Source organism: Bradyrhizobium oligotrophicum (assembly GCF_051168495.1).
GTDB lineage: Bacteria > Pseudomonadota > Alphaproteobacteria > Rhizobiales > Xanthobacteraceae > Bradyrhizobium > Bradyrhizobium oligotrophicum_A.
Map to the genome: position 1 here is coordinate 240,206 of NZ_JBNPVB010000005.1, position 19,126 is coordinate 259,331.

The 19,126-nt window shown below is 65.2% G+C and carries 16 protein-coding genes; 7 read left to right on the forward strand and 9 right to left on the reverse strand.

Annotation, left to right across the window (positions count from 1 at the left end; translation table 11 throughout):
- The first annotated feature begins 387 nt into the window (after window positions 1-387).
- The 5 genes from ACQR1B_RS12790 to ACQR1B_RS12810 all read left to right on the forward strand — a co-directional run bounded on the left by ACQR1B_RS12790 (window position 388) and on the right by ACQR1B_RS12810 (window position 6,145).
- Window positions 388-1,524 carry a sugar ABC transporter substrate-binding protein gene (locus ACQR1B_RS12790; protein ID WP_434831755.1) on the forward strand — a complete coding sequence of 379 codons (1,137 nt, stop codon included), beginning with the start codon at window positions 388-390 and terminating at the stop codon, window positions 1,522-1,524.
- Between the two features lie 76 nt (window positions 1,525-1,600).
- Window positions 1,601-3,142, forward strand: coding sequence for a sugar ABC transporter ATP-binding protein (locus tag ACQR1B_RS12795; RefSeq protein WP_434831754.1), 1,542 nt, complete (start codon window positions 1,601-1,603; stop codon window positions 3,140-3,142).
- Complete coding sequence (locus tag ACQR1B_RS12800) at window positions 3,139-4,119, forward strand: ABC transporter permease (RefSeq protein WP_434831753.1); 981 nt, start codon at window positions 3,139-3,141, stop codon at window positions 4,117-4,119. The genes ACQR1B_RS12795 and ACQR1B_RS12800 overlap by 4 nt, the downstream gene beginning before the upstream one ends.
- Window positions 4,116-5,096: an ABC transporter permease gene (locus ACQR1B_RS12805; protein WP_434831752.1), complete on the forward strand. Its 981-nt coding sequence runs from the start codon at window positions 4,116-4,118 to the stop codon at window positions 5,094-5,096. The genes ACQR1B_RS12800 and ACQR1B_RS12805 overlap by 4 nt, the downstream gene beginning before the upstream one ends.
- 149 nt (window positions 5,097-5,245) lie before the next feature.
- Entirely contained in the window at window positions 5,246-6,145 is a 900-nt protein-coding gene (locus ACQR1B_RS12810) for a LysR substrate-binding domain-containing protein (protein WP_434831751.1), read from the forward strand.
- A gap of 475 nt (window positions 6,146-6,620) precedes the next feature.
- On the opposite strand, the gene ACQR1B_RS12815 is transcribed toward ACQR1B_RS12810, so the two are convergent.
- The 8 genes from ACQR1B_RS12815 to ACQR1B_RS12850 form a co-directional block, all read right to left on the reverse strand.
- Window positions 6,621-8,081 (reverse strand): amidase, encoded by a 1,461-nt coding sequence (locus ACQR1B_RS12815; RefSeq protein WP_434831750.1) that lies wholly within the window; start codon window positions 8,079-8,081, stop codon window positions 6,621-6,623.
- A 15-nt stretch (window positions 8,082-8,096) separates the two neighbouring features.
- Entirely contained in the window at window positions 8,097-8,894 is a 798-nt protein-coding gene (locus ACQR1B_RS12820; RefSeq protein WP_434831749.1) for an FAD binding domain-containing protein, read from the reverse strand.
- 9 nt (window positions 8,895-8,903) lie between these two features.
- Window positions 8,904-11,291: a xanthine dehydrogenase family protein molybdopterin-binding subunit gene (locus ACQR1B_RS12825; protein WP_434831748.1), complete on the reverse strand. Its 2,388-nt coding sequence runs from the start codon at window positions 11,289-11,291 to the stop codon at window positions 8,904-8,906.
- Window positions 11,292-11,293: 2 nt separating this feature from the next.
- Complete coding sequence (locus ACQR1B_RS12830; RefSeq protein ID WP_434831747.1) at window positions 11,294-11,782, reverse strand: (2Fe-2S)-binding protein; 489 nt, start codon at window positions 11,780-11,782, stop codon at window positions 11,294-11,296.
- A gap of 28 nt (window positions 11,783-11,810) precedes the next feature.
- Window positions 11,811-12,917, reverse strand: coding sequence for an ABC transporter ATP-binding protein (locus tag ACQR1B_RS12835; protein WP_434831746.1), 1,107 nt, complete (start codon window positions 12,915-12,917; stop codon window positions 11,811-11,813).
- 18 nt (window positions 12,918-12,935) lie between these two features.
- On the reverse strand, window positions 12,936-13,820 hold the full coding sequence (locus tag ACQR1B_RS12840) for an ABC transporter permease (protein WP_434831745.1): 885 nt from the start codon (window positions 13,818-13,820) through the stop codon (window positions 12,936-12,938).
- Window positions 13,817-14,713, reverse strand: a complete 897-nt coding sequence (locus tag ACQR1B_RS12845; RefSeq protein WP_434831744.1) for an ABC transporter permease — start codon at window positions 14,711-14,713, stop codon at window positions 13,817-13,819. Before ACQR1B_RS12845 ends, ACQR1B_RS12840 begins: the two co-directional genes overlap by 4 nt.
- Before the next feature lie 71 nt (window positions 14,714-14,784).
- A complete protein-coding gene (locus tag ACQR1B_RS12850; protein ID WP_434831743.1) occupies window positions 14,785-16,134 on the reverse strand; it encodes an ABC transporter substrate-binding protein in 1,350 nt (449 codons plus the stop codon).
- Between the two features lie 44 nt (window positions 16,135-16,178).
- Here ACQR1B_RS12850 and ACQR1B_RS12855 point away from each other — a divergent pair, with 44 nt between their 5' ends.
- On the forward strand, window positions 16,179-16,346 hold the full coding sequence (locus tag ACQR1B_RS12855; protein ID WP_434831742.1) for a hypothetical protein: 168 nt from the start codon (window positions 16,179-16,181) through the stop codon (window positions 16,344-16,346).
- Between the two features lie 601 nt (window positions 16,347-16,947).
- Here the strand turns inward: ACQR1B_RS12855 and ACQR1B_RS12860 are convergent.
- Window positions 16,948-18,018 carry an NAD-dependent epimerase/dehydratase family protein gene (locus ACQR1B_RS12860; RefSeq protein WP_434831741.1) on the reverse strand — a complete coding sequence of 357 codons (1,071 nt, stop codon included), beginning with the start codon at window positions 18,016-18,018 and terminating at the stop codon, window positions 16,948-16,950.
- Window positions 18,019-18,137: 119 nt separating this feature from the next.
- Here ACQR1B_RS12860 and ACQR1B_RS12865 point away from each other — a divergent pair, with 119 nt between their 5' ends.
- Entirely contained in the window at window positions 18,138-18,770 is a 633-nt protein-coding gene (locus ACQR1B_RS12865) for a TetR/AcrR family transcriptional regulator (protein ID WP_434831740.1), read from the forward strand.
- Window positions 18,771-19,126: the final 356 nt, after the last annotated feature.

The following is a 19,126-nucleotide window of genomic DNA, read 5'->3' on the forward strand; positions in this document are numbered from 1 at the left end:
TTTCGACAATGGACCTGATCAGCACGTGTGCCGCAGCGAGCCACAATCTGAGCGAACGCTATCCGAAGGCGTGGGCTGCGCGTGCGTCGTCCCGCGCCGGACCTTGACGGGCAGTCTCATTTTGCATGATGCGACGCAGCAGGCGCAGGTGCTTCGATGGCTGACATTCTGCCGCGAGGCTGCTGACGTTCTGCAGCGAAGCGCCTCGCGGGAAGACCGCCATCGCGCCGGCGAGAGCTGAGCCATCATAATTGACAGCGCTACCATATCTCAGTAACCCTCGGACCGTCGAGATGGCGAGCCACGGCTCGGACAACCTCCAATCACAAGCGAGGCATCTCGCACATGCGCTGGTCAATGGCGCGACAACAACAGGGGAGGTCACGAATGTCGAAGTCCATGAGGACGCGATGCCTTGCAACTTGCGCATCGCTCGTGCTGCTGTCAGCGTTCGCCAGCAAGGCACTGGCCGAGCCCGAGCTGGCGAAGGGCCCGGCCGCCGAGCCCGAATGCATGGTGCCTTGGACCGCCGATACCAAATTCTTCAAGTTTCCGGCCAAGAAAGGCCCCTACCGCATTGCGCTGGCGAACGGTTACATCGCCAACACCTGGCGCATCCAGATGATCCAGACCGCCAAGGCCTATGCGGCACAGCCGGAGGTCAAGGCGAAGCTGAAGGAGTTCAAGGTCGTCTCGACCGGCGAGGACGTGCCGGCCCAGATCTCGGCGATCAACAACTTCATCGACTCCGGCTATGACGCCATCGTCGTCAACGCGCAGAACCCGACGGCGTTCGGCCCGGTGATCAAGCGCGCCAAGCAGGCCGGCGTCATCCTCGTCGCCTTCGACAACATCCTCGCGACGGAAGATGCCATCAACGTCAATGTCGACCAGAAGGGCCTCGGCGAGCTTTGGGCGCGGTGGCTGGTCAAGAACGTGCCCGATGGAGGCAAGGTGCTGGAAGTGCGCGGCGTCGCCGGCACCTCGGTCGATACCGACCGGCATAACGGACTGCACTCCGTTCTCAACGGCTCCGGCAAGAAGTGGCAGGTCACCGAAGTGGTCGGCAAATGGGACGACGGCGTCGCCCAGAAGGCCACCGCGGATGCGATCGCGACCAACGGCCCGTTCGACGCGATCTCCGGCCAGGGCGGCGACACCGGCATCGTGCAGGCCATGCTCGACGCCAAGCACAAGATGGTGCCGTTCGGCGGCGAGACCGAAAACGGCTTCCGCAAGTTCTGCGCCGCCAAGGCGTCGGAAGGCCTGAAATGCTCCTCGGCCGGCACCGGACCTGCGCAGGTCGCGGTCGCGATCAAGGTCGCCATCGCCGCGCTCGAAGGCAAGGTCGTGCCGCAATCGGTCAAGCTGCCGCTCGCCGTCGTCGAGGATCCCAACTTCAAGAAGGATGAGGACTACTTCCCGGCCCAGTCCGACAACTTCTTCGTCGGCAACTCCTTCCCGACCTGCGGCATCAATTTCACGGCGCAGGAGATCATGGGCCAGTCGAAGGAAAACCAGTAGGCCGGTATCATCGCTGGTCCGCGGGCTTGCTCGCGGCCAGCCCGTCTCTATGGCCTGAACGACTGAGGAAGCGAGCATGATCGCGGCCGAGCCGCTGTTTCGCGCGGAAGGATTGTCCAAGCGCTATGGCGGCGTCGTCGCGCTCGACCGGGCGGACCTCGAGGTTCGCCCGGGACGCATCCACGCCATTCTCGGCGAAAACGGGGCCGGCAAGTCGACGCTGATCAAGCTCATGGTCGGCGTCGTCGCGCCGGACGAAGGCCGCATGACGCTCGGAGGACGCGATGTCGCGTTCAATGGTCCCTCTGCGGCAAACGATGCCGGAATCGTCTGCATCTTTCAGGAGCTGTCGCTGATCCCCGATCTGTCGGTCGCCGACAACATCATGATCAGCCATCCGCCGACCCGGCTCGGCATGATCGATCGGCGCGCCCAGCGCCGCATCGCCGAGGAGGCGCTGCAGCGCGCCGGCGCCGGCGACATCCATCCGCGGGCGCTGGTCAAGGACCTGCCGCTGTCGCGCCGGCAGATGGTCGAGATCGCCAAGGCGCTGTCGCGCCAGCCCAAGATCCTGATCCTCGACGAGGCGACGTCGGCGCTGACGGCCTCCGACGTCACCAAAGTGTTCGAGGTGCTCAAGCGCCTGCGCAGCGAGGGGCTCGCTTTGCTCTACATTTCCCACCGTATGCACGAGATCGCCGAGCTCGCCGATGACTGCAGCGTGTTCCGCAATGGCCGGAGGATCTCGACCTTCGCCGCCGGCACCAAGACGGATGCCGAGGTGATCGAGCTGATGATCGGCCGCGAATACAAGCATGCGTTTCCCGACAAGCCGCCGCTCAAGACCGACGGCCGGCCGCCCGCCCTGCAGTGCAAGAGCCTGGGCTGGGGCGACCGGCTGAAGGACATCTCCTTCTCGCTACATGCCGGCGAGATCATCGGCCTCGGCGGCCTCGACGGCCAGGGCCAGCGCGAGCTGCTGCTGGCGCTGTTCGGCGTGCTCAGCGACATCAGCGGCGACATCCTGATCGACGGCGACAAGGTCAGGATCGACAGCCCCGTCACGGCCAAGTCGGAGCGCATCGGTCTCGCGCTGATTCCGGAGGACCGCAAGACCGAGGGGCTGATGCTGCCGATGTCGGTGCGCGACAACCTGTCGGCGGCTGCCTTCGATCGTTTCGCGCGGTTTGGGATCATCGACCGGCAGCGGCAGTCGGCGCTGATCGACGAGATGATCCGCCTGATCGAGATCAAGACCGCCTCCCCCGATCTCCCCGTCAGCGCGCTGTCGGGCGGCAACCAGCAGAAGGTGGTCATCGCCAAATGGCTGATGAACGAGCCGCGCATCATCCTGCTCAACGACCCGACGCGCGGCATCGACGTCGGCACCAAGCAGGAAATCTACCGGCTGCTGCGCCGGCTCGCCGACCAGGGCGCCGCGATCCTGCTCTATTCGACCGACTATGACGAGCTGATCGGCTGCTGTGACCGTGTCCTGGTCATGTATGACGGCGCCGTCAGGCGCGAGCTTGCGGGCGCCGGGATTACCGAGCGCGCGCTGGTCAGCAGCGCCCTCAACGTCGACGACAGCGCGCGAGCGGAAGCGAGTCTGGCATGACCGAGTGGCGGTACTGGCTCGCCGAACAGCGCGGCACCCTGCTCGCGATCGGCATCTTCGCGGCGATGTTCCTGATCTACGCGACCAACCATCCGGCCGGCTTCAGCGCCAACATGGTGCAGACCGCGTCCAACAAGGCGACGCTCCTGGCCTTCGTCGCCATGGCCCAGGCGATCGTGGTGATCACTGCCGGCATCGACCTCTCCGTCGGCATGATCCTGACGCTCACCAACTGCCTCGCCTCCTGGATCGTCGTCGGCACCGCGACCGAGACCGCGCTCGGCGTCCTCGGCGTGCTCGGCACCGGCCTCATCTGCGGCATGATCAACGGCGCGATCGTGATCTTCGGCCGACTGCAGCCGATCGTGACCACGATCGCCACCGGAGCGATGTATTACGGCATCGCGCTGATGCTCAGGCCCAATCCCGGCGGGTCCGTCAATGAGACTCTCGCCGATGCGCTGACGGGACGCCTGTTCGGCGTGCTGCCGACCAGCCTCGTGGCGCTGGCCGCAGCGGCACTTCTGATCTGGGTGCCCTACAGCCGCTCGGTGATCGGCCGCGCCGCGTTCGCCACCGGCTCGTCCGAGGTCGCGGCCTACATGTCGGGCGCGCCGATCCGCGCCGCCAAGTTCGTGGCCTACACCTTGGCAGGGTTGCTGTCGGCGATCGGCGGCCTGTTTCTCACCTTCTTCTCCTATACCGGCGAGGCGGCCTATGCGAGCGGCAATGCCTACACGCTGTTCTCGATCGCAGCGGTGGTGCTCGGCGGCGTGTCGCTGATGGGTGGACGCGGCAGCGCCATCGGCGCAATCTTCGGCGCGCTTGCGTTCCGGACCATCGGCGACCTCTTGTTCGTGTTCGACTTCGATCCGCTGTGGCAGCCGCTGTTCCAGGGGCTCGTGCTGATGCTCGCGGTCTCGATCGGCGCGTTCGGCCTCATTCGCGTGCGCAATCGCCTGGAGTGGTTCGGATGAGCGAGGCGATGGCCCCCCAATCGGCCCCCCGCGGGATGGCCCTGCTGCGCCGGATCGACCCCGCCGTGGCGGCGTCGTTCGGCTGCATCCTGCTGTTGCTGCTGGTCGGCAGCCTGTATTCGCGCAGCTTCCTGTCGCCGGACTATCTGCTGCAGCAACTGAAGGTCGCGAGCTTTCTCGGCGTGATCGCCACCGGCATGATGCTGGTGATCCTGCTCGGCCAGATCGATCTGTCGGTGCCATGGGTGGTCACGACGGGCGCGATGATGGCCTGTGCCGCGGCCGCGCACGGCGCGACCGGCGCCATCCTTGCGATCCCCTTCGGCATCCTCTGTGGCGCCGCCATCGGCCTTCTCAACGGCATCGGCGTCGCCTACTTGCGCATTCCCTCGATGATTATCACGCTCGCGACCAATGCGGTCGCGCAGGGCCTGATGGTCGCCTACACCGGCGGCTTCTCGCCGCAGGATTCCGCCTCCAAGGCGATGCGCTATCTCGCCACCGGCACCATCATTCCCGGCCTTCCCAACGCCGTGCTGGTCTGGGCGATCATCGGCGCCGTCGCGGTCTGGCTGCTGTCGCGGACGACCTTCGGCCGCGCCATCTACGCCATCGGCAATCGCGAGCGCGCCGCCTATCTCTCCGGCATCGACACGCGGCGCGTCACGATGCTTGCCTTCGCGCTGTCCGGCGCGCTGTCCGCCTTCGGCGGCGTGCTGCTGGCAGGCTACGCCTCCAAGGCCGCGCAGTCGATGGGCGATGCCTATCTGCTGCCCTCCATCGCGGCCGTCGTGCTCGGTGGCACCCACATTCTCGGCGGGCGCGGCAGCTATCTCGGCACGATCGCCGGCGTCATCCTGATCACGCTGCTGCAATCCATCCTGTCGGTGATGCAGATCAGCGAAGCCGGCCGGCAGCTGATCTACGGCGCAGTGATCATCCTGATGCTGCTGATCTACGGCCGCCAGAAGGCGTGACGACGACAGGTCAGGCTCCGCCTTGCATCACAACACACGCGACTGCAGGGTGAGCATTCCGCCATGGACCGCCTGCAGCGGGCATCCGCCCGCCCCGACCCGCTTGCTTTGCATGAAAATTGCATCGGAGGGCGCGGCATGGATCACGAATGAACCTCATCAGCCTCGACATCCGCATGCTCAGGTCATTGATCTCGGTGGTCGAGACCGGGAGCATTACCGAAACCGCGCGGCGGCTGGGACGCACCCAGCCGGCGATCACGCTGCAATTGCAGCGGCTGGAGGAGCTCACCGGCAAGCAGTTGTTCCTGCATGGCGGCCGGCGGCTGGTGCTGACCGAGGACGGCGGCATCGTGCTGACCTATGCGCGCTCGATCCTGCGGCTGCATGACGAGCTGATCTCGCAACTGGCCTCGCAGGAGATCGAAGGCCAGGTCGTGCTCGGCACGCCCGATCTCTATGCCGCCTTCATGCTGCCCTCGATCCTCAGCGTTTTCAGAAAATCCTTTCCGCGCATCCAGGTCGAGTTGAACTGCGCGCTCTCGACGCCGCTGGTGGAGCTGGTGAAGCGCAGCGAGGTCGACATCGCGCTGGTCACCCGCATGAACGATTTCACCGGCGGCCAGGTGGTGCGGCGCGAGCAGCTGGTGTGGATGACCGGCGAGCAGTCATCGGCGCATCAGGAGCGCCCGATCCCGTTGGCCTTGCTGCCCCAGGGCAACATCTATCGCGACCATGCCATCGCGGCGCTGGAGGCCGCCAATCTGCGCTGGCGCATCGCCTGCCAGAGCGAGAGCGTCGGCGGCCTGCAGGCAGCCGCGTTCGCCGGCATGGCCGTCACGGTGCTCGGCCGCAGCGCACTGGTCGCCGGCATGCGCGAGCTCGGTCCGGCCGACGGCCTGCCGCCCCTGCCCCATGTCGAGCTCTTGCTCTACAAATCGAGCGGCGCCACCTCCAAGGCCGCCACCGCCCTGCACGACTATCTCGCGCACTATTTGCGCCTCGGCGACCAGCTCGGCGAGAGCGGTGCACCGATCACGCTGAGCTGAACGGGCACGAGCAACACGCGCCATTCCGTAGGGTGGGCAAAGGCGCTGCCGTTCTCTCTCCTCATGCGAGGTCGCGGTGGCGCCGTGCCCACCGTCTTCTGATGACTTCGCTGCACGACGGTGGGCACGCTGCCGCCTGCAGCGGCCGCTTTGCCCACCCTACGAGAGTGTCATGCATAGCAAACCCAGCACGCGTGATGATCCGAAGTTGAATGCGGTGGCCGTGACTGCGCCCTCTCCCCTTGTGGGAGAGGGCATGTAGGAAAGCGCGGCGAACTCACTAGGGTGAGGGGTATGTCGCTACAAGCGAAGCTCGCGGAGAGAGACCCCTCACCCGACCGCGTTTGCGGATGGGCCCGGCGATGCCCTCTCCCACAAGGGGAGAGGGCGCAGTCACGGCCACCTTAACTCGTCTATTAGTTACAGCGAGCACGTCATGCTTGCGCGCGGCAAGTCGACATGCGCGACGCATTAACTAACCGCGCATCTCCGGCCACATCCCCGCCCAGGGCTGCGCTTCCTCGAACGCCGCTGCGATCTTGAAGATCGTCGGCTCGTCGAGCCAGGGAGCGATGATCTGCAGGCCGATCGGCAGGCCGTCGCGGTCGAAGCCGCAGGGCACGGTCGCGGCCGGCAGGCCGGCGAGATTGATCGGCCAGGAGAAGGGTGACCAGCCGAGATGTGGATCGACCGGGCTGCCATCGATGGTCGCAACGCCGAGCTGCCCCGATCCGAACGCGGTCACCGCGACCGTCGGCGTCACCAGCGCATCGACGCGGGAGAACAATTTGACGAAGGCGGCGCGCATCTGGGTGCGGCGATAGCCGGCCTCGACATAGTCGACGCCGCTATAGTTGCGGCCGGCCGCGATCACGTCGCGATAATCGGTGTCGCAATCGGCGAGCTCCTTGCCGGTCTTGTGTGCGACCGCCGCGGCCTGCTCGATGAACGCGATCGGCTTCAGCGTCCGCTCCAGGATCTGGCTATCGATCCCCGGATGGTCGGAGCTGACGCGGGCGCCGCACTCCTCCAGCACCGCAAGCGCCTTGGCGAAGGCCGCGCGGACGTCGGGGCTGACCGCGGCATAGCCGAGATCGGCGCTGGCGCCGATGCGCAGGCCGGTCAGCGGCCGCGGACTGGCGTCGAAGCGGCGCTGCGACACGGCCAGGCTCGCCGCATCGCGCAGGTCGTGAACCGCGATGGTCTCCAGCGCCAACGCGGCATCGGCGACGGTGCGCGTGATCGGGCCCGTATGCGCCAGCGAGGCCCAGGACGGCGGCGCAAAGCCGGGTGAGCGCGGCACCAGACCAAACGTCGGCTTCAATCCGAACACGCCGCAGAACGATGACGGCACCCGGATCGAGCCGACGCCATCGGTACCGATCGCGATCGGACCACAGCCGGCCGCGACCGCCGCCGCAGCGCCGCCGCTCGACCCGCCGCTGGTGTGCGCCGGATTCCACGGATTGCGCGTCAGCCCCGTGACCGGGCTGTCGGCGGTCAGCTTGTAGCCGGACTCGCAGGTCGTGGTCTTGCAGGTGATGATCGCGCCCGCGCTTCTGAGCGCCGACACGACAGCGGCATCCGCATCGGGGACGAAACTCCTGTTCATCGGCGAGCCGGCATAGGCCGGCACGCCGGCGACGAAGACGAGATCCTTGATCGTGACGGGCACGCCGGCCAATGGACCGCACGGCTCGCCGGCGCGCATCGCCGTGGTGACGCGCTTGGCCTCCGCGCGCGCCTGCTCGTACATCGCGGTCACGACGACGTTGCAGCGGGCGTGGGTGGCGTCCAGCGCGGCGATGACGTCCTCGACCACGTCGACCGGCGTGAAGTGCTTGCGCCGGTAGCCCGCGAGCAGTTCAGTCGCAGAGAGACGAGCGAGATCGGACGGCGCGTCGGTCGCGGCCGTTTGGCTCAACAAGGCTGACATGATGTTTCCTGAAGACTACCTCGATGCGGCCGCGACGGCGCGCTTGGCCATGACCGTGACGAGATGCGCGCGATAGTCGGCCTCGGCATGGATATCGGACGTCAGCCCGGCCGCATCGATCTTGATCGACGCGATGCTGGTGGGCTCGAAACTCTGGCTCAGCGCCTGCTCCATGGCGGCCACGCGGAACACGCCCGGCCCCGCGCCGGTCACGGCGACGCGAACGACCTCCGTGAACTTGGCGACGAACACGCCGACCAGGGCATAGCGCGACGCCGGCGCCTTGAACTTGGCGTAGCCCGCCGCGACAGGCACGGGAAAGCGGATCGCGGTGATGATCTCGCCGGGCTGCAGGGCGGTCTCGAACAGGCCGAGGAAGAACTGATCCGCGGCAATCTCGCGCGTGCTGGTGACGATGGTGGCGCCGAGGCCGAGCACGGCGGCTGGATAGTCCGCCGCCGGATCGTTGTTGGCGACGGAGCCGCCGAGCGTGCCGCGGTTGCGGACCGCGGGATCGCCGATCTCCGATGCGAGATGCGCGAGCGCCGGAATGCGGGCCAGAACCACCGGCGACGAGGCGACCGCCGCATGCGGCGTCATCGCGCCGATCGTGAGCGTCGCACCGTCGTCGCTGATGCCCTTCAATGCGGCGAGGCCCGCGAGGTCCACCACCGCGGTGGGGGCCGCAAGGCGCTGCTTCATGGTCGGGATCAGGGTCATGCCGCCGCCAAGGACCTTGCTGTCCTCCACCGAGGACAGCAGCTTGACCGCACCGGAGATATCGCTCGGCTGATGATAGGCAAATGCGCGCATGTGTCCCCCCTATTCCGCCGCCACCGGCAGCGACGCGTTCTGAAGCAGGCGCCAGATCCGGTTCGGCGTCGCCGGCATGTCGACATGGGTGACGCCGAGATGCGACAGCGCATCGACGACGGCGTTGATCACGGCCGCCGGCGAGCCGATGGTGCCGACCTCACCACAGCCCTTCACGCCCATCGGCGTATGCGTGCACAGCGTGGAATGCGTCGCCACGTTCATCATCGGCAGATGGTCGGCGCGCGGCACGCAATAATCCATCAGCGAGCCCGAAACCAGCTGCCCCGAGCTCTCGTCATAGACCGCGTTCTCATACAGCGCCTGGCCGATGCCTTGAACGATGCCGCCATGCAGCTGGCCCTCGACGATCATCGGGTTGATGACGGTGCCGACATCGTCGACCGCCGTGTAGTTCACGAGCGTCACCGTGCCGGTCTCCGGATCGATCTCGACCTCGGCGATGTGGCAGCCGCCGGGATAGGTGAAGTTGACCGGATCGTAATAGGCCTGCTCCTCCAGGCCCGGCTCCAGGATCTCCAGCGGATAATTGTGCGGCACATAGGCCGCGCCGGCGATCTCCTCGATGGTCTTGATGCGGTCGGTGCCGGCGACCGAGAACTTTCCGGCCTCGAAATGAATGTCCTGCTCGCTGGCTTCGAGCAGATGCGCGGCGATCTTCTTGCCCTTGACGATCACCTTGTCGGCCGCCTTGGACAGCGCCGCACCGCCGACCACGAGAGAGCGCGAGCCATAGGTGCCCATGCCGAACTGGACGCGGTCGGTATCGCCAAACACGATGTCGACGTTCTCGAAGGGCACGCCGAGCTTCTCGCAGACGATCTGCGCGAAGGTCGTCTCGTGGCCCTGGCCGTGATTATGCGTCCCGATCATCACGGTCACCTGCCCCGCCGGATGCACGCGCACCGTGGCGCTCTCGTAGAGACCGCCGCGCGCGCCGAGCCGGCCGGCGAAGCGCGATGGCGCCAGCCCACAGGCCTCGACATAGGTCGAGAAGCCGAGCCCGCGGAACTTGCCGTTACGCGCCGATTCCGCCTTGCGCACGCCGAAATTCTTCACGTCCGCCGCGACCAGCGCGCCGTCGAGACAGCCCATCGGATCGCCGGAATCGTACTGCACCAGCACCGGCGTCTGATACGGATAGGCCTCCTTGGGGATGATGTTGCGGCGGCGCAGCTCGACCCGGTCGATGCCCATCTCGGCGGCGGCGACATCGACGATCCGCTCGACCACGAAGGTGGCCTCGGGACGGCCGGCGCCGCGATAGGCGTCGACCGGCACCGTGTTGGTGAACACGACCTTGACGTTGCAGTAGATGGCGGGCGTCGTGTAGACGCCGCCGAGCAGCGGTCCATAGAGATTGGTCGGAATGTTCGGCCCGAAGGTCGAGAGATAGCCGCCCATGTTGGCGAGCGTCTTGACGCGGAGCGCCAGGAACTTGCCGTTCTCGTCGAGCGCGAGCTCGGCCTCGGTCACGTGGTCGCGGCCGTGGCGATCGGACAGATAGCCTTCCGAGCGGTCGGCGACCCATTTCACCGGCCGCAGCACGCGCTTGGCGGCCCAGGTGATCACGGCCTCCTCGCCATAGTGGAACTGCTTGACGCCGAAGCCGCCGCCGACATCCGGCGCGACCACGCGCACCTTGTGCTCCGGCAGCTTCAGCACCAGCGCGCTCATCAGGAAGCGCACGACATGCGGAAACTGGCTCGTCGTCCACAGCGTATGATGGCTCTTTCCGGGATCATATTCGGCGATCGCAGCCCTCGGCTCCATCGGATTGCCGATCAGCCGGTTGTTGACCAGGCTGAGCTTGGCGACATGCGCCGCCTTGCGGAACGCCGCCTCGACCGCCGCCTTGTCGCCGAGCTCCCAGTCGCAGCAGACATTGTTCGGAACGTCGTCGAACAATTGCGGCGCATCGGGCCTGACGGCGTCGAGCACGCCGACGACCGACGGCAGCACCTCATAGTCGACGCTCACCAGCTCGGCGGCCGACTTCGCCTGCTCGAGCGTCTCGGCGATGACGAAGGCGACCATGTCGCCGACGAAGCGCACCTTGCCCTGCGCCAGCATCGGGAATGGCGGCTCCTTCATCGGCACGCCCTTGACGTCGCTGATGCCCCAGCCGCAGGGGAGCGAGCCGAGCCCGTCCGCCGCGACATCCTCGCCGGTCAGCACCGCAACGACGCCAGGCGCCGCCAGCGCCGCCGATGTGTCGATGCCCTTGAGCACCGCATGCGCATGCGGCGAGCGGACGAACACGCCCGCGGTCATGCCCGGACGCTTGATGTCCGCCACGTAGTTGCCGCGGCCGGTGAGAAAACGCTGGTCTTCCTTGCGCTTCGGCGCAGCGCCGATCCCGATCACTTCGCCCATGGTCACTCTCCCGCTGAATTGGCGTGCATGGCGGCAGCGCCGGCCATGACGGCAATGACGATGTTCTGATAGCCGGTGCAGCGGCAGATATTGCCTTCGAGACCGTGACGCACCTCGGCCTCCGTCGGCGTCGGATTCGCGGCCGCCAGCGCAGTCGCGGTCATCACCATGCCCGGCGTACAGAAGCCGCATTGCAGCCCGTGGTGCTCGCGAAATGCCTCCTGCATCGGATGCAGCCCGTTCGAGCCGGCGGTCGCAGCCAAGCCCTCGATGGTCAGCAGCGACGTCCCCTGCAGCGACGGCGCGAGCATGGTGCAGCTCTTCACCGGCACGCCGTCGAGATGCACGACGCAGGCGCCGCATTGGCTGGTGTCGCAGCCGACATGCGTCCCGGTCAGGCTGAGCTGCTCGCGCAGGAGATCGCTGACGAGCGTCGCGGGCTCGGCGTCGACCGAGACCGGCCGGCCATTGAGGGTGAAGGAAATCTGCACGGTCTGCACTCCGTTGTGAGAGACGGGATCAGGCGAGCGGCCGCGCCCGGTCCACCGCCCAGGTGGCCAGAACGAGGTCGCCGACATTGAAGGGATCGGCAAAGAAGGTCTTCTCGGGCACGTAGGCGACGAACTCGTCGTCGGGCACCGTGTCGAGCATGACCTTGACGAAATAGCCCTGGTACTCGACCGCCAGCACGCGGCTCGGCAGCGCCGTGCCGCAGCCGTCCGGCAGCGCCTGCCCGGGCCGCACCAAGGCGACGTCGTCGCGGCGCACGGCGATGTCGACGCTGTCGCCGACGCCGATGGTGCGGCGCGCCTGCAGCGGCACCTCGATGGCCTCTCGCGCGCTCTGCTTCAGCAGGAAGCTCTCGCCATTCACCTTCTCGACGCGGCCGGACAGCACGTTCTGCCCGCCCATGAACTCCGCCACATAGCGATCGCGCGGATGGGCATAGACCTCGCGCGCCGGACCCGCCTGCTTGATCTTGCCGTTCTCCATCACCACCACGAGATCGGCGAGCGCGATCGCCTCGAGCTGGGTGTGGGTGACGTGCACGAAAGTGATGCCGAGCTCGCGCTGCATCCGGCGCAGCTCCTGGCGCATCTGCACCCGCAATTGCTCATCCAGCGCCGACAAGGGCTCGTCGAGCAGCAGCACCCGAGGCTCGGTGATCGCGGCCCGCGCCAGCGCCACGCGCTGCTGCTGGCCGCCTGACAGTTGCGCCGGCAGCCGGTCGGCGAACTGCGTCAGCCGCACCTTCTCGATCATCGCGTCGGCTGCGCGCAGCCGGTCGGCCTTGGACTGGCCGCGCACCCGCAGCGAGAACGCGATGTTCTCGCGCACCGTCAGATGCGGAAACAGCGCATAGGACTGGAACATCATCGCCGTCCGCCGCTGCAGCGGCGGCAGGCCGACCACGTTGTGGCCGCCGATGACGATCTCGCCCGCGGAAGGATCCTCGTGGCCCGCGATCATGCGCAGGATCGTGGTCTTGCCGCAGCCGGAGGGACCGATGAAACAGCAATAGGCGCCATCGGCGATCTTGAGATTGACGCCGTCGACGGCGTTGACGACGCCGTCATAGCTCTTGCAGATCCCGGCCAGCTCGATATCGCCACGTTCGATTTGCATCACGTCAGACCCTGTGCCTCAAGCCTTCTTCGCGCCGCGCCGCTTCTGGATCAGCACGATGCTGCCCAGGCTCGCGCCGATCACGAGGAAGGAAATGATCGTGGTGACCGTGCCCAGCGCATAGAGCGACGGCGAAGTCACGTTGAGCGTCATGCTCCAGATCTCCAGCGGCAGCGTGTTCAAGGAGCCTGCCGTCTGCAGGGTGCGAGCGAACTCGTCATAGGACAGCGTGAAACCGAACAGCGCGACCGCGACGAGGCCGGGCGCCAGCACCGGGATCATCACCAGCCGGATCGCCTGCCAGCGGCTGGCGCCGAGATCACGCGCCGCCTCGTCCCAGGCATTGTTGAAGCGTGACATCACCGCGAACATCACCAGCACGCCGAACGGCAAGGTCCATGACAATTGCGCGCCGAGCGCCGACGAATACCAGGCCGGCGACAGTCCCAGCGCCTGGAACAGGAGCCCGGTGCCGAGTCCGAGCACGAGGCCGGGCGCCACCAGGCTGCCGATCATCATGTAGAACACGATGCTGTCGCCCTTGAAGCGACGGCGGAAGCCGAGGCCGGCCAGGAACGAGATCACGACCGTGATGATGGTGACGATAATCGCAAGCTTGATGGAGCGGTCGAACGAGCCCTTGACGTCGCCGGTCCGCACCTGCGTGAACAGGTCGACGAACCAGTGCAGCGAGCGGCCCTTCATCGGAAACACCAGGCCGCCGCGAATGTCCTGGAACGACAGGACATAGATGCAGAACATCGGGCCATAGAGCGCGAGCACATACGCCGCAAACAGCGACGCCAGCACATAGAACGTCCACGGACGCTGGCCGCGGCTCGGCGCGATGGCCTTTGTTGCGGCAGCTGTATCGGGCTGATTGTCGACGGCGACGCTGCTCATCGGCCGATCTCCTGGCGGATGTCGACGGTGCGCAGGATCAGCGTGACGACCGCGATCAGGACCAGGGTCAGCAGCACGGCGCTGGCCGCGGCGGTCGGATATTGCAGCACGCCGACATCCTCATAGAAGGCGCTGACCACCGAGGCCGAGCCGCCGCCGGACATGACCTTCACCACGAAGAAATCGCCCATGACGATCGACACCACGAAGATCGAGCCCAGCGCAATCCCGCTCTTGGACATCGGCACGACGATCAGGCGCATGATGTCGAAGCGGCTGGCGCCGGCGTCGATCGCCGCCTCGATCAGGCGCTTGTCGATGCGGGCCATGGCGTTGAAGATCGGCACGATCATGAAGATGGTCAGCTGGTGGACATAGGCGATGACGACCGCGAGGTCCGAGAACAGCAGCACCTCCAGCGGCTGGCGGATGACGCCGGTCGATAGCAGCGCCGCGTTGATCAGCCCCTCCTTGCCGAGCAGCGGGATCCACGAGATCATCCGGATGATGTTCGAGGTCCAGAACGGCACGGTGCACAGCAGGAACAGCCCGATGGCGAGCAGCTGGTTGCGGACGTGGAAGACGAGGAAATAGGCGACGAAGAAGCCGATCAGCAAGGTGAAGACCCAGGTCAGCACCGTGAACTTGATCGTCGCGAGATAGAGCTTGAACGTCAGCGCCGAATGCAGCACCTCGACATAATTGGTCAGCGTCAGATCCGGCGTCAGCCCACCAAATCCGTCGGTGCCGAAGAAGCTCGCCGCCAGCACCACCAGGATCGGCGCCAGGAAGAACGGCACGAGCACGCAGACCAGCGGCGACACGTAGAGCCAGCCGGTCAGGCTTGAACGGCCAGCGCTTGGACGAGAGGTTGAATGTTGGCTCGGCATCATCTCGGAGATTGCTTCGCTGTCGCCTGCGCCGGCACGGTGATCGTGCCGGCCGATCGTTGGAGAGGCAGGAATCACGCCACCTTGAAGTCGTTCCAGCGCTTGTTCATGTAGGCGGCCTCGTCCATCAGCGTATTCCAGCAGGAGATGTTGGTGACGCGGTCGAGGAACGAGCCGCCATCGCGCTTGGTGCCGGCCTTCTCCATCGGCACGCCATAGGGATCGTTGACCACCTCGGGCGCCGGCTTGCCCTCGTACCAGAAGTCCCATTCGGCGGCAGTGAGGAACTTCTTCGCGGTCGACGGCACCGGGCTGTAATAGCCGTAGCGCGCCACGAAGCCGCCCTGCCAGCCCGACAGATACCAGTTGAGATATTCATAGGCGGCGTCGAGCTTCTTGCCGGTAAGGTGCTTCATCAGGCCCATGCCGTTGCACCAGCCGCGATAGCCTTCCTTGCCGTTCTTGACGTTGACCGGCGCGTAGACGCACGGGATCTCCTTGACGCGCACGGCGGCCACCGCCGGCGACCACATCGACTGGATCACCACCTCGCCCGCCGCCATCAGCTGCACCGACTGGTCGAAGGTGGTCCAGGTGGCGCGGAACTGCCCGGCCTTCTTCAGCTCGATCAGCTTGTTGCAGGTGAAGTCGATCTCCTCCTTGGTCATGTTGCCCTTGTTGCCGTACTTGATCAGCCCGGCACTCTCGAAGCACAGCGCGGCGTCCATGATGCCGATCGCGGGCACGTCGAGGATCGCGGCCTTGCCCTTGAACTTCGGATCGATCAGGTCCTTCCACTCGGTCACCTCGTGACCGACGAGGTCGGGCCGGTAGCCGATCGAGTCGGCGTTGTAGACCTGCGGCAGGAACGTCGCCCACTCGGTCACGCCGTCATTGAGATCGGTGGAATCGGGCTTGGCGATATACATCGCCTCATAGGGCGAAATGCCCTGGCGCGGGATCTTGTGGCCGTTGATCTCGCCCTTGGTGAAGATCGGCAGGATGTTGTCGAACTCTTTGATCTTCTTGACCTCAATGCCCTGGATGACGCCGCGCTTGGCGGCGAGCTTGGCCTGCCAGCCCTCGAGATCGGCGATGTCGACGCTGTTCGGCTGGCTGATGAAACGGTTGATCGCCGCCGACGTATCGAGGTTCTGCATCGTGACCTTGAAACCGAGATCCTTGGCCGCCTGGTCGCCGATCGCCTTCACCACCGAATAGGACACGCCGACATGACGCAGCTCGATGTCCTTGATCTCCTGCGCCCAGATCGTCGGCGCGCCCACGACCTCCGATCCGACCGCGGCGCCGGCGAGGGCAGCAGCGCCCTTCAGCAGCGAGCGCCGGCTGAGTTTTCCGTTTTCTTGCTTGGACTTGCGTCCCTGGCTCTCGACCTTGGACGTGCGTCTATCGTTGTCGCGCATAGCAACCCCCGTTGGTTACAAAACGGCACGGCATCCGTCGTTGAATGTCTGCCCGCTTGCGTTTCGATCTTGATGCGAGGCTATCGGCGCGATTTTGCGAAGTAAAATTGGAAGCAAAAATTGCGGATATAAGCGCCGCTAATGTCACGACGCTGCTGCTTCAACGTGCAGCAATCGCCCAGATCGGCATCAATGCCATGAGACAGGATTGAGCAGCCTCATATTCGCTGCATTCGCCCTCGCCTGCGTCGATATGCGACGTTGCGCGATCAAGCGCGGCTCGTGCCTTCGAAGAAGGATGCTTCATCCTGCAACGATGCCGCCGGACCGAACACGCTCAACTATCACCCGGATACGCGCATCGCCCCGAACCCTTCCATTGGTTACGACAACCCTCTTTGGCGCTGAGCCTTTCATCGGCAAGACGGGCGCGACGACATCCATCCCCACATCGCCATGGAGCGATCAACTAACTGGATGAGACGGTCTCGGCTTCATCCGCATTCAGCCCAGCACGGACATCCAAAGGGCGGCCCCGGTGGTCCGCGAAGTGCCGGAAGCGAAGATCGCCAAGCCCGCCGCTTTGCTGATAGCGGATGCGCATTCATTTCGACAAGTTCAGCACCGAAGGATGGGCTGTGAGCCCTCGTATAGGCTGCACCAATCTCCACGACTGAGCCCGGCGTCGACGTGACTATTTGGCGTCCCGGGTAATAGGTGTTGGTCTGTGCAAACGCGCGCGTCGGCAGCGCGCTCGCGGCAAACGCAGCAGGACTTCCGATAAGCGGGCGCCGAGAGGGCCTGACAAGGTCGTCACGAGGCAACGCTCGCGCGGCGTTCGCCTTGTTGAGCATGCGCACCAGCGAACTTTGGCTGGGTCTTCCGCATCGCCGACAGGCCTTCGTGCATCGTGATCTGCGGCGTGTAACCCAACTCGGCTTCAGCCTTGCGGATGCTGATTGTGAACGGCTGGCCGATAAGGCGTAACATTTGCCGCGTAATCGGCGGTTCACCCTTTATGCCCAGTCTACGCCACGCGGCGCCCATGATGCCAGCGGCGATCCAGGCCATCCTGAACGAGATCGCCTTGTCCGGTGCGATCACCTCGCGCGTTGCAAGCAGTGAAGAAATGAAGCTTTTCAAAGTGCTCCGCTCAGCATCCGCGATGAAATAGGCGTGGCCGCCCCGACCCGCGTCTGCGGCGAGAAGCAGCGCATGACACAAATTATCGACATGACAGCTCGACATGGCCTGTTCGCCGCCGGAGACCCACTGCCATCGGCCGGCATTGACCGTCTCCACCATGTGATCAAGGGTCGGCATCTCGCCGCCCCAGATGAATGGTGGCCGCAGTGCGACTGTCTCCAGACCGGGCCTCGCGCCATTGGCTGCAAGCAATGCGCGCTCACCTTCGGCCTTCGATGATCCATAGGGCGAGAAAGCGCGCGTTTGCAGAGGGAGGCTCTCGTCGACATCGAACATTGGTTCGGGATCGCCCATGACAACGGCCGCAGCACTCACTGCGACCACGCGGCGCACGCTGGTCGTCGCAGCTGCAGCGTTGACGACCGAGCGTGTACCTTCGACGTTGACCGCATCGAAGACCTTCTGCTTCCCCCAAAGCTTGAAGTGCGCGGCCACGTGGAAAACGACCTCGCACCCGTCCATCGCTTTTCGCAGCGATTGTTCGTCGTTGAGTTCGCCGGTGAAGGGCTTTGCTCCGAGGCTCTTCACCCTTGCCTCGCTCTCCGCGCTGCGGGCGAGCGCGCGCACCTGCCAGCCGTCCGCAAGAAGACGCGTGATCAGGCGACTTCCGACAAAGCCTGAGCCGCCGGTGACAAGAGCGAGGCGCGGAGGGCGGGACGATGAAGCGGTAGCAGTCATGGACGGACCTCTTCGGTTGATGTCCCGATCCTGAAGCTCCGTCGTTCAAAAGTCAACGAACATATTTCATATTTTGTTCGTTTGCATATCTGGAGACGCATCGTTATTGTGAAACGACCATGAAATCGAAGGCTTCCACCCCCACAACCCCCTCTCCCGACGGGGAAACTTCGTTTCGGGCTCAGATTCTCGATGCGGCACGTGACCAGGTGCGACGTCATGGCGAAGCCAAGACCAACGTTGTCGATGTGGCCCGAGCCATGGGCACGTCCCACACGACGATTTATCGGCACTTCCGCTCCAAAGCCGAACTCTTCGACGCCCTCGTCATCGAGGCCATGCGTGATGAGGAAGAAATGGCTACTCGCTTCGCGGAGGCCGAAGGACCTTTCGCAGAGCGGATAGAGGGCATGGTGCTTGCGCTGCACGCTCGCAAGCGCGAGCGCTTCGTTGCAGATCCGGAAGTTTACGGGCTGTACCGCCGCATCGTGGAGGAGAGGCCGGAGATCATCGCAGCCTATTCTCGAGCAATGACGTCACTCATCGCCCGCATTCTTGCAGATGCGAAAAGACGCGGCGAAGTGAAGGTTGACGATATTGATGCTGCAGCCGGTGTCGTACGAGATGCAGTCACTGTTTTCGTTCACCCGGCCCACGTCGCAGCTGCGGCTGCGGCCAATCTTCCGAGCGAGAGAATGGCTCGCAACGTCGTACGAACGCTCTGTGCTGGTTTCCGCGCCGGACTTGATTGAAGGCGAGCAGGATCGGCCGACGTCGTACGACGTATCGCATCCGCTTGCCGGTCTTCGACCTCTGGAGCGGGACGTCTGCGCAAAGAAACTCGTTGCGGCCTACCAGAGTCCGCTTGGGGTCAGCTTACGACTTGTCGGGCCCGCCGCCTGCATTTTTTCGCTGGCGGGCCTTGGGTGCGGCCTGCGCCCGGCATTCCTTGCGCCCTCGTTTGCAGAGGGTGGAAAGATCGCATAGCTCGGACGCATCAGGCGTCGCGAGGCCGGACCATCGTGGTCCGGCAGATCGCGTCTCGACCAATGGCCGGACAGATCTCGGCGATGCGAGCGCGTCGGCGCGTTCGAAAGGCGATGGACGT

Excerpts from the sequence above, each read along its gene's own strand:
- ACQR1B_RS12790 (WP_434831755.1), top strand. The coding sequence starts at position 388 with ATGTCGAAGTCCATGAGGACGCGATGCCTTGCAACTTGCGCATCGCTC.
- ACQR1B_RS12795 (WP_434831754.1), top strand. The coding sequence starts at position 1,601 with ATGATCGCGGCCGAGCCGCTGTTTCGCGCGGAAGGATTGTCCAAGCGC.
- ACQR1B_RS12800 (WP_434831753.1), top strand. The coding sequence starts at position 3,139 with ATGACCGAGTGGCGGTACTGGCTCGCCGAACAGCGCGGCACCCTGCTC.
- ACQR1B_RS12805 (WP_434831752.1), top strand. The coding sequence starts at position 4,116 with ATGAGCGAGGCGATGGCCCCCCAATCGGCCCCCCGCGGGATGGCCCTG.
- ACQR1B_RS12810 (WP_434831751.1), top strand. The coding sequence starts at position 5,246 with ATGAACCTCATCAGCCTCGACATCCGCATGCTCAGGTCATTGATCTCG.
- ACQR1B_RS12815 (WP_434831750.1), bottom strand. The coding sequence starts at position 8,081 with ATGTCAGCCTTGTTGAGCCAAACGGCCGCGACCGACGCGCCGTCCGAT.
- ACQR1B_RS12820 (WP_434831749.1), bottom strand. The coding sequence starts at position 8,894 with ATGCGCGCATTTGCCTATCATCAGCCGAGCGATATCTCCGGTGCGGTC.
- ACQR1B_RS12825 (WP_434831748.1), bottom strand. The coding sequence starts at position 11,291 with ATGGGCGAAGTGATCGGGATCGGCGCTGCGCCGAAGCGCAAGGAAGAC.
- ACQR1B_RS12835 (WP_434831746.1), bottom strand. The coding sequence starts at position 12,917 with ATGCAAATCGAACGTGGCGATATCGAGCTGGCCGGGATCTGCAAGAGC.
- ACQR1B_RS12840 (WP_434831745.1), bottom strand. The coding sequence starts at position 13,820 with ATGAGCAGCGTCGCCGTCGACAATCAGCCCGATACAGCTGCCGCAACA.
- ACQR1B_RS12845 (WP_434831744.1), bottom strand. The coding sequence starts at position 14,713 with ATGATGCCGAGCCAACATTCAACCTCTCGTCCAAGCGCTGGCCGTTCA.
- ACQR1B_RS12850 (WP_434831743.1), bottom strand. The coding sequence starts at position 16,134 with ATGCGCGACAACGATAGACGCACGTCCAAGGTCGAGAGCCAGGGACGC.
- ACQR1B_RS12855 (WP_434831742.1), top strand. The coding sequence starts at position 16,179 with ATGTCTGCCCGCTTGCGTTTCGATCTTGATGCGAGGCTATCGGCGCGA.
- ACQR1B_RS12860 (WP_434831741.1), bottom strand. The coding sequence starts at position 18,018 with ATGACTGCTACCGCTTCATCGTCCCGCCCTCCGCGCCTCGCTCTTGTC.
- ACQR1B_RS12865 (WP_434831740.1), top strand. The coding sequence starts at position 18,138 with ATGAAATCGAAGGCTTCCACCCCCACAACCCCCTCTCCCGACGGGGAA.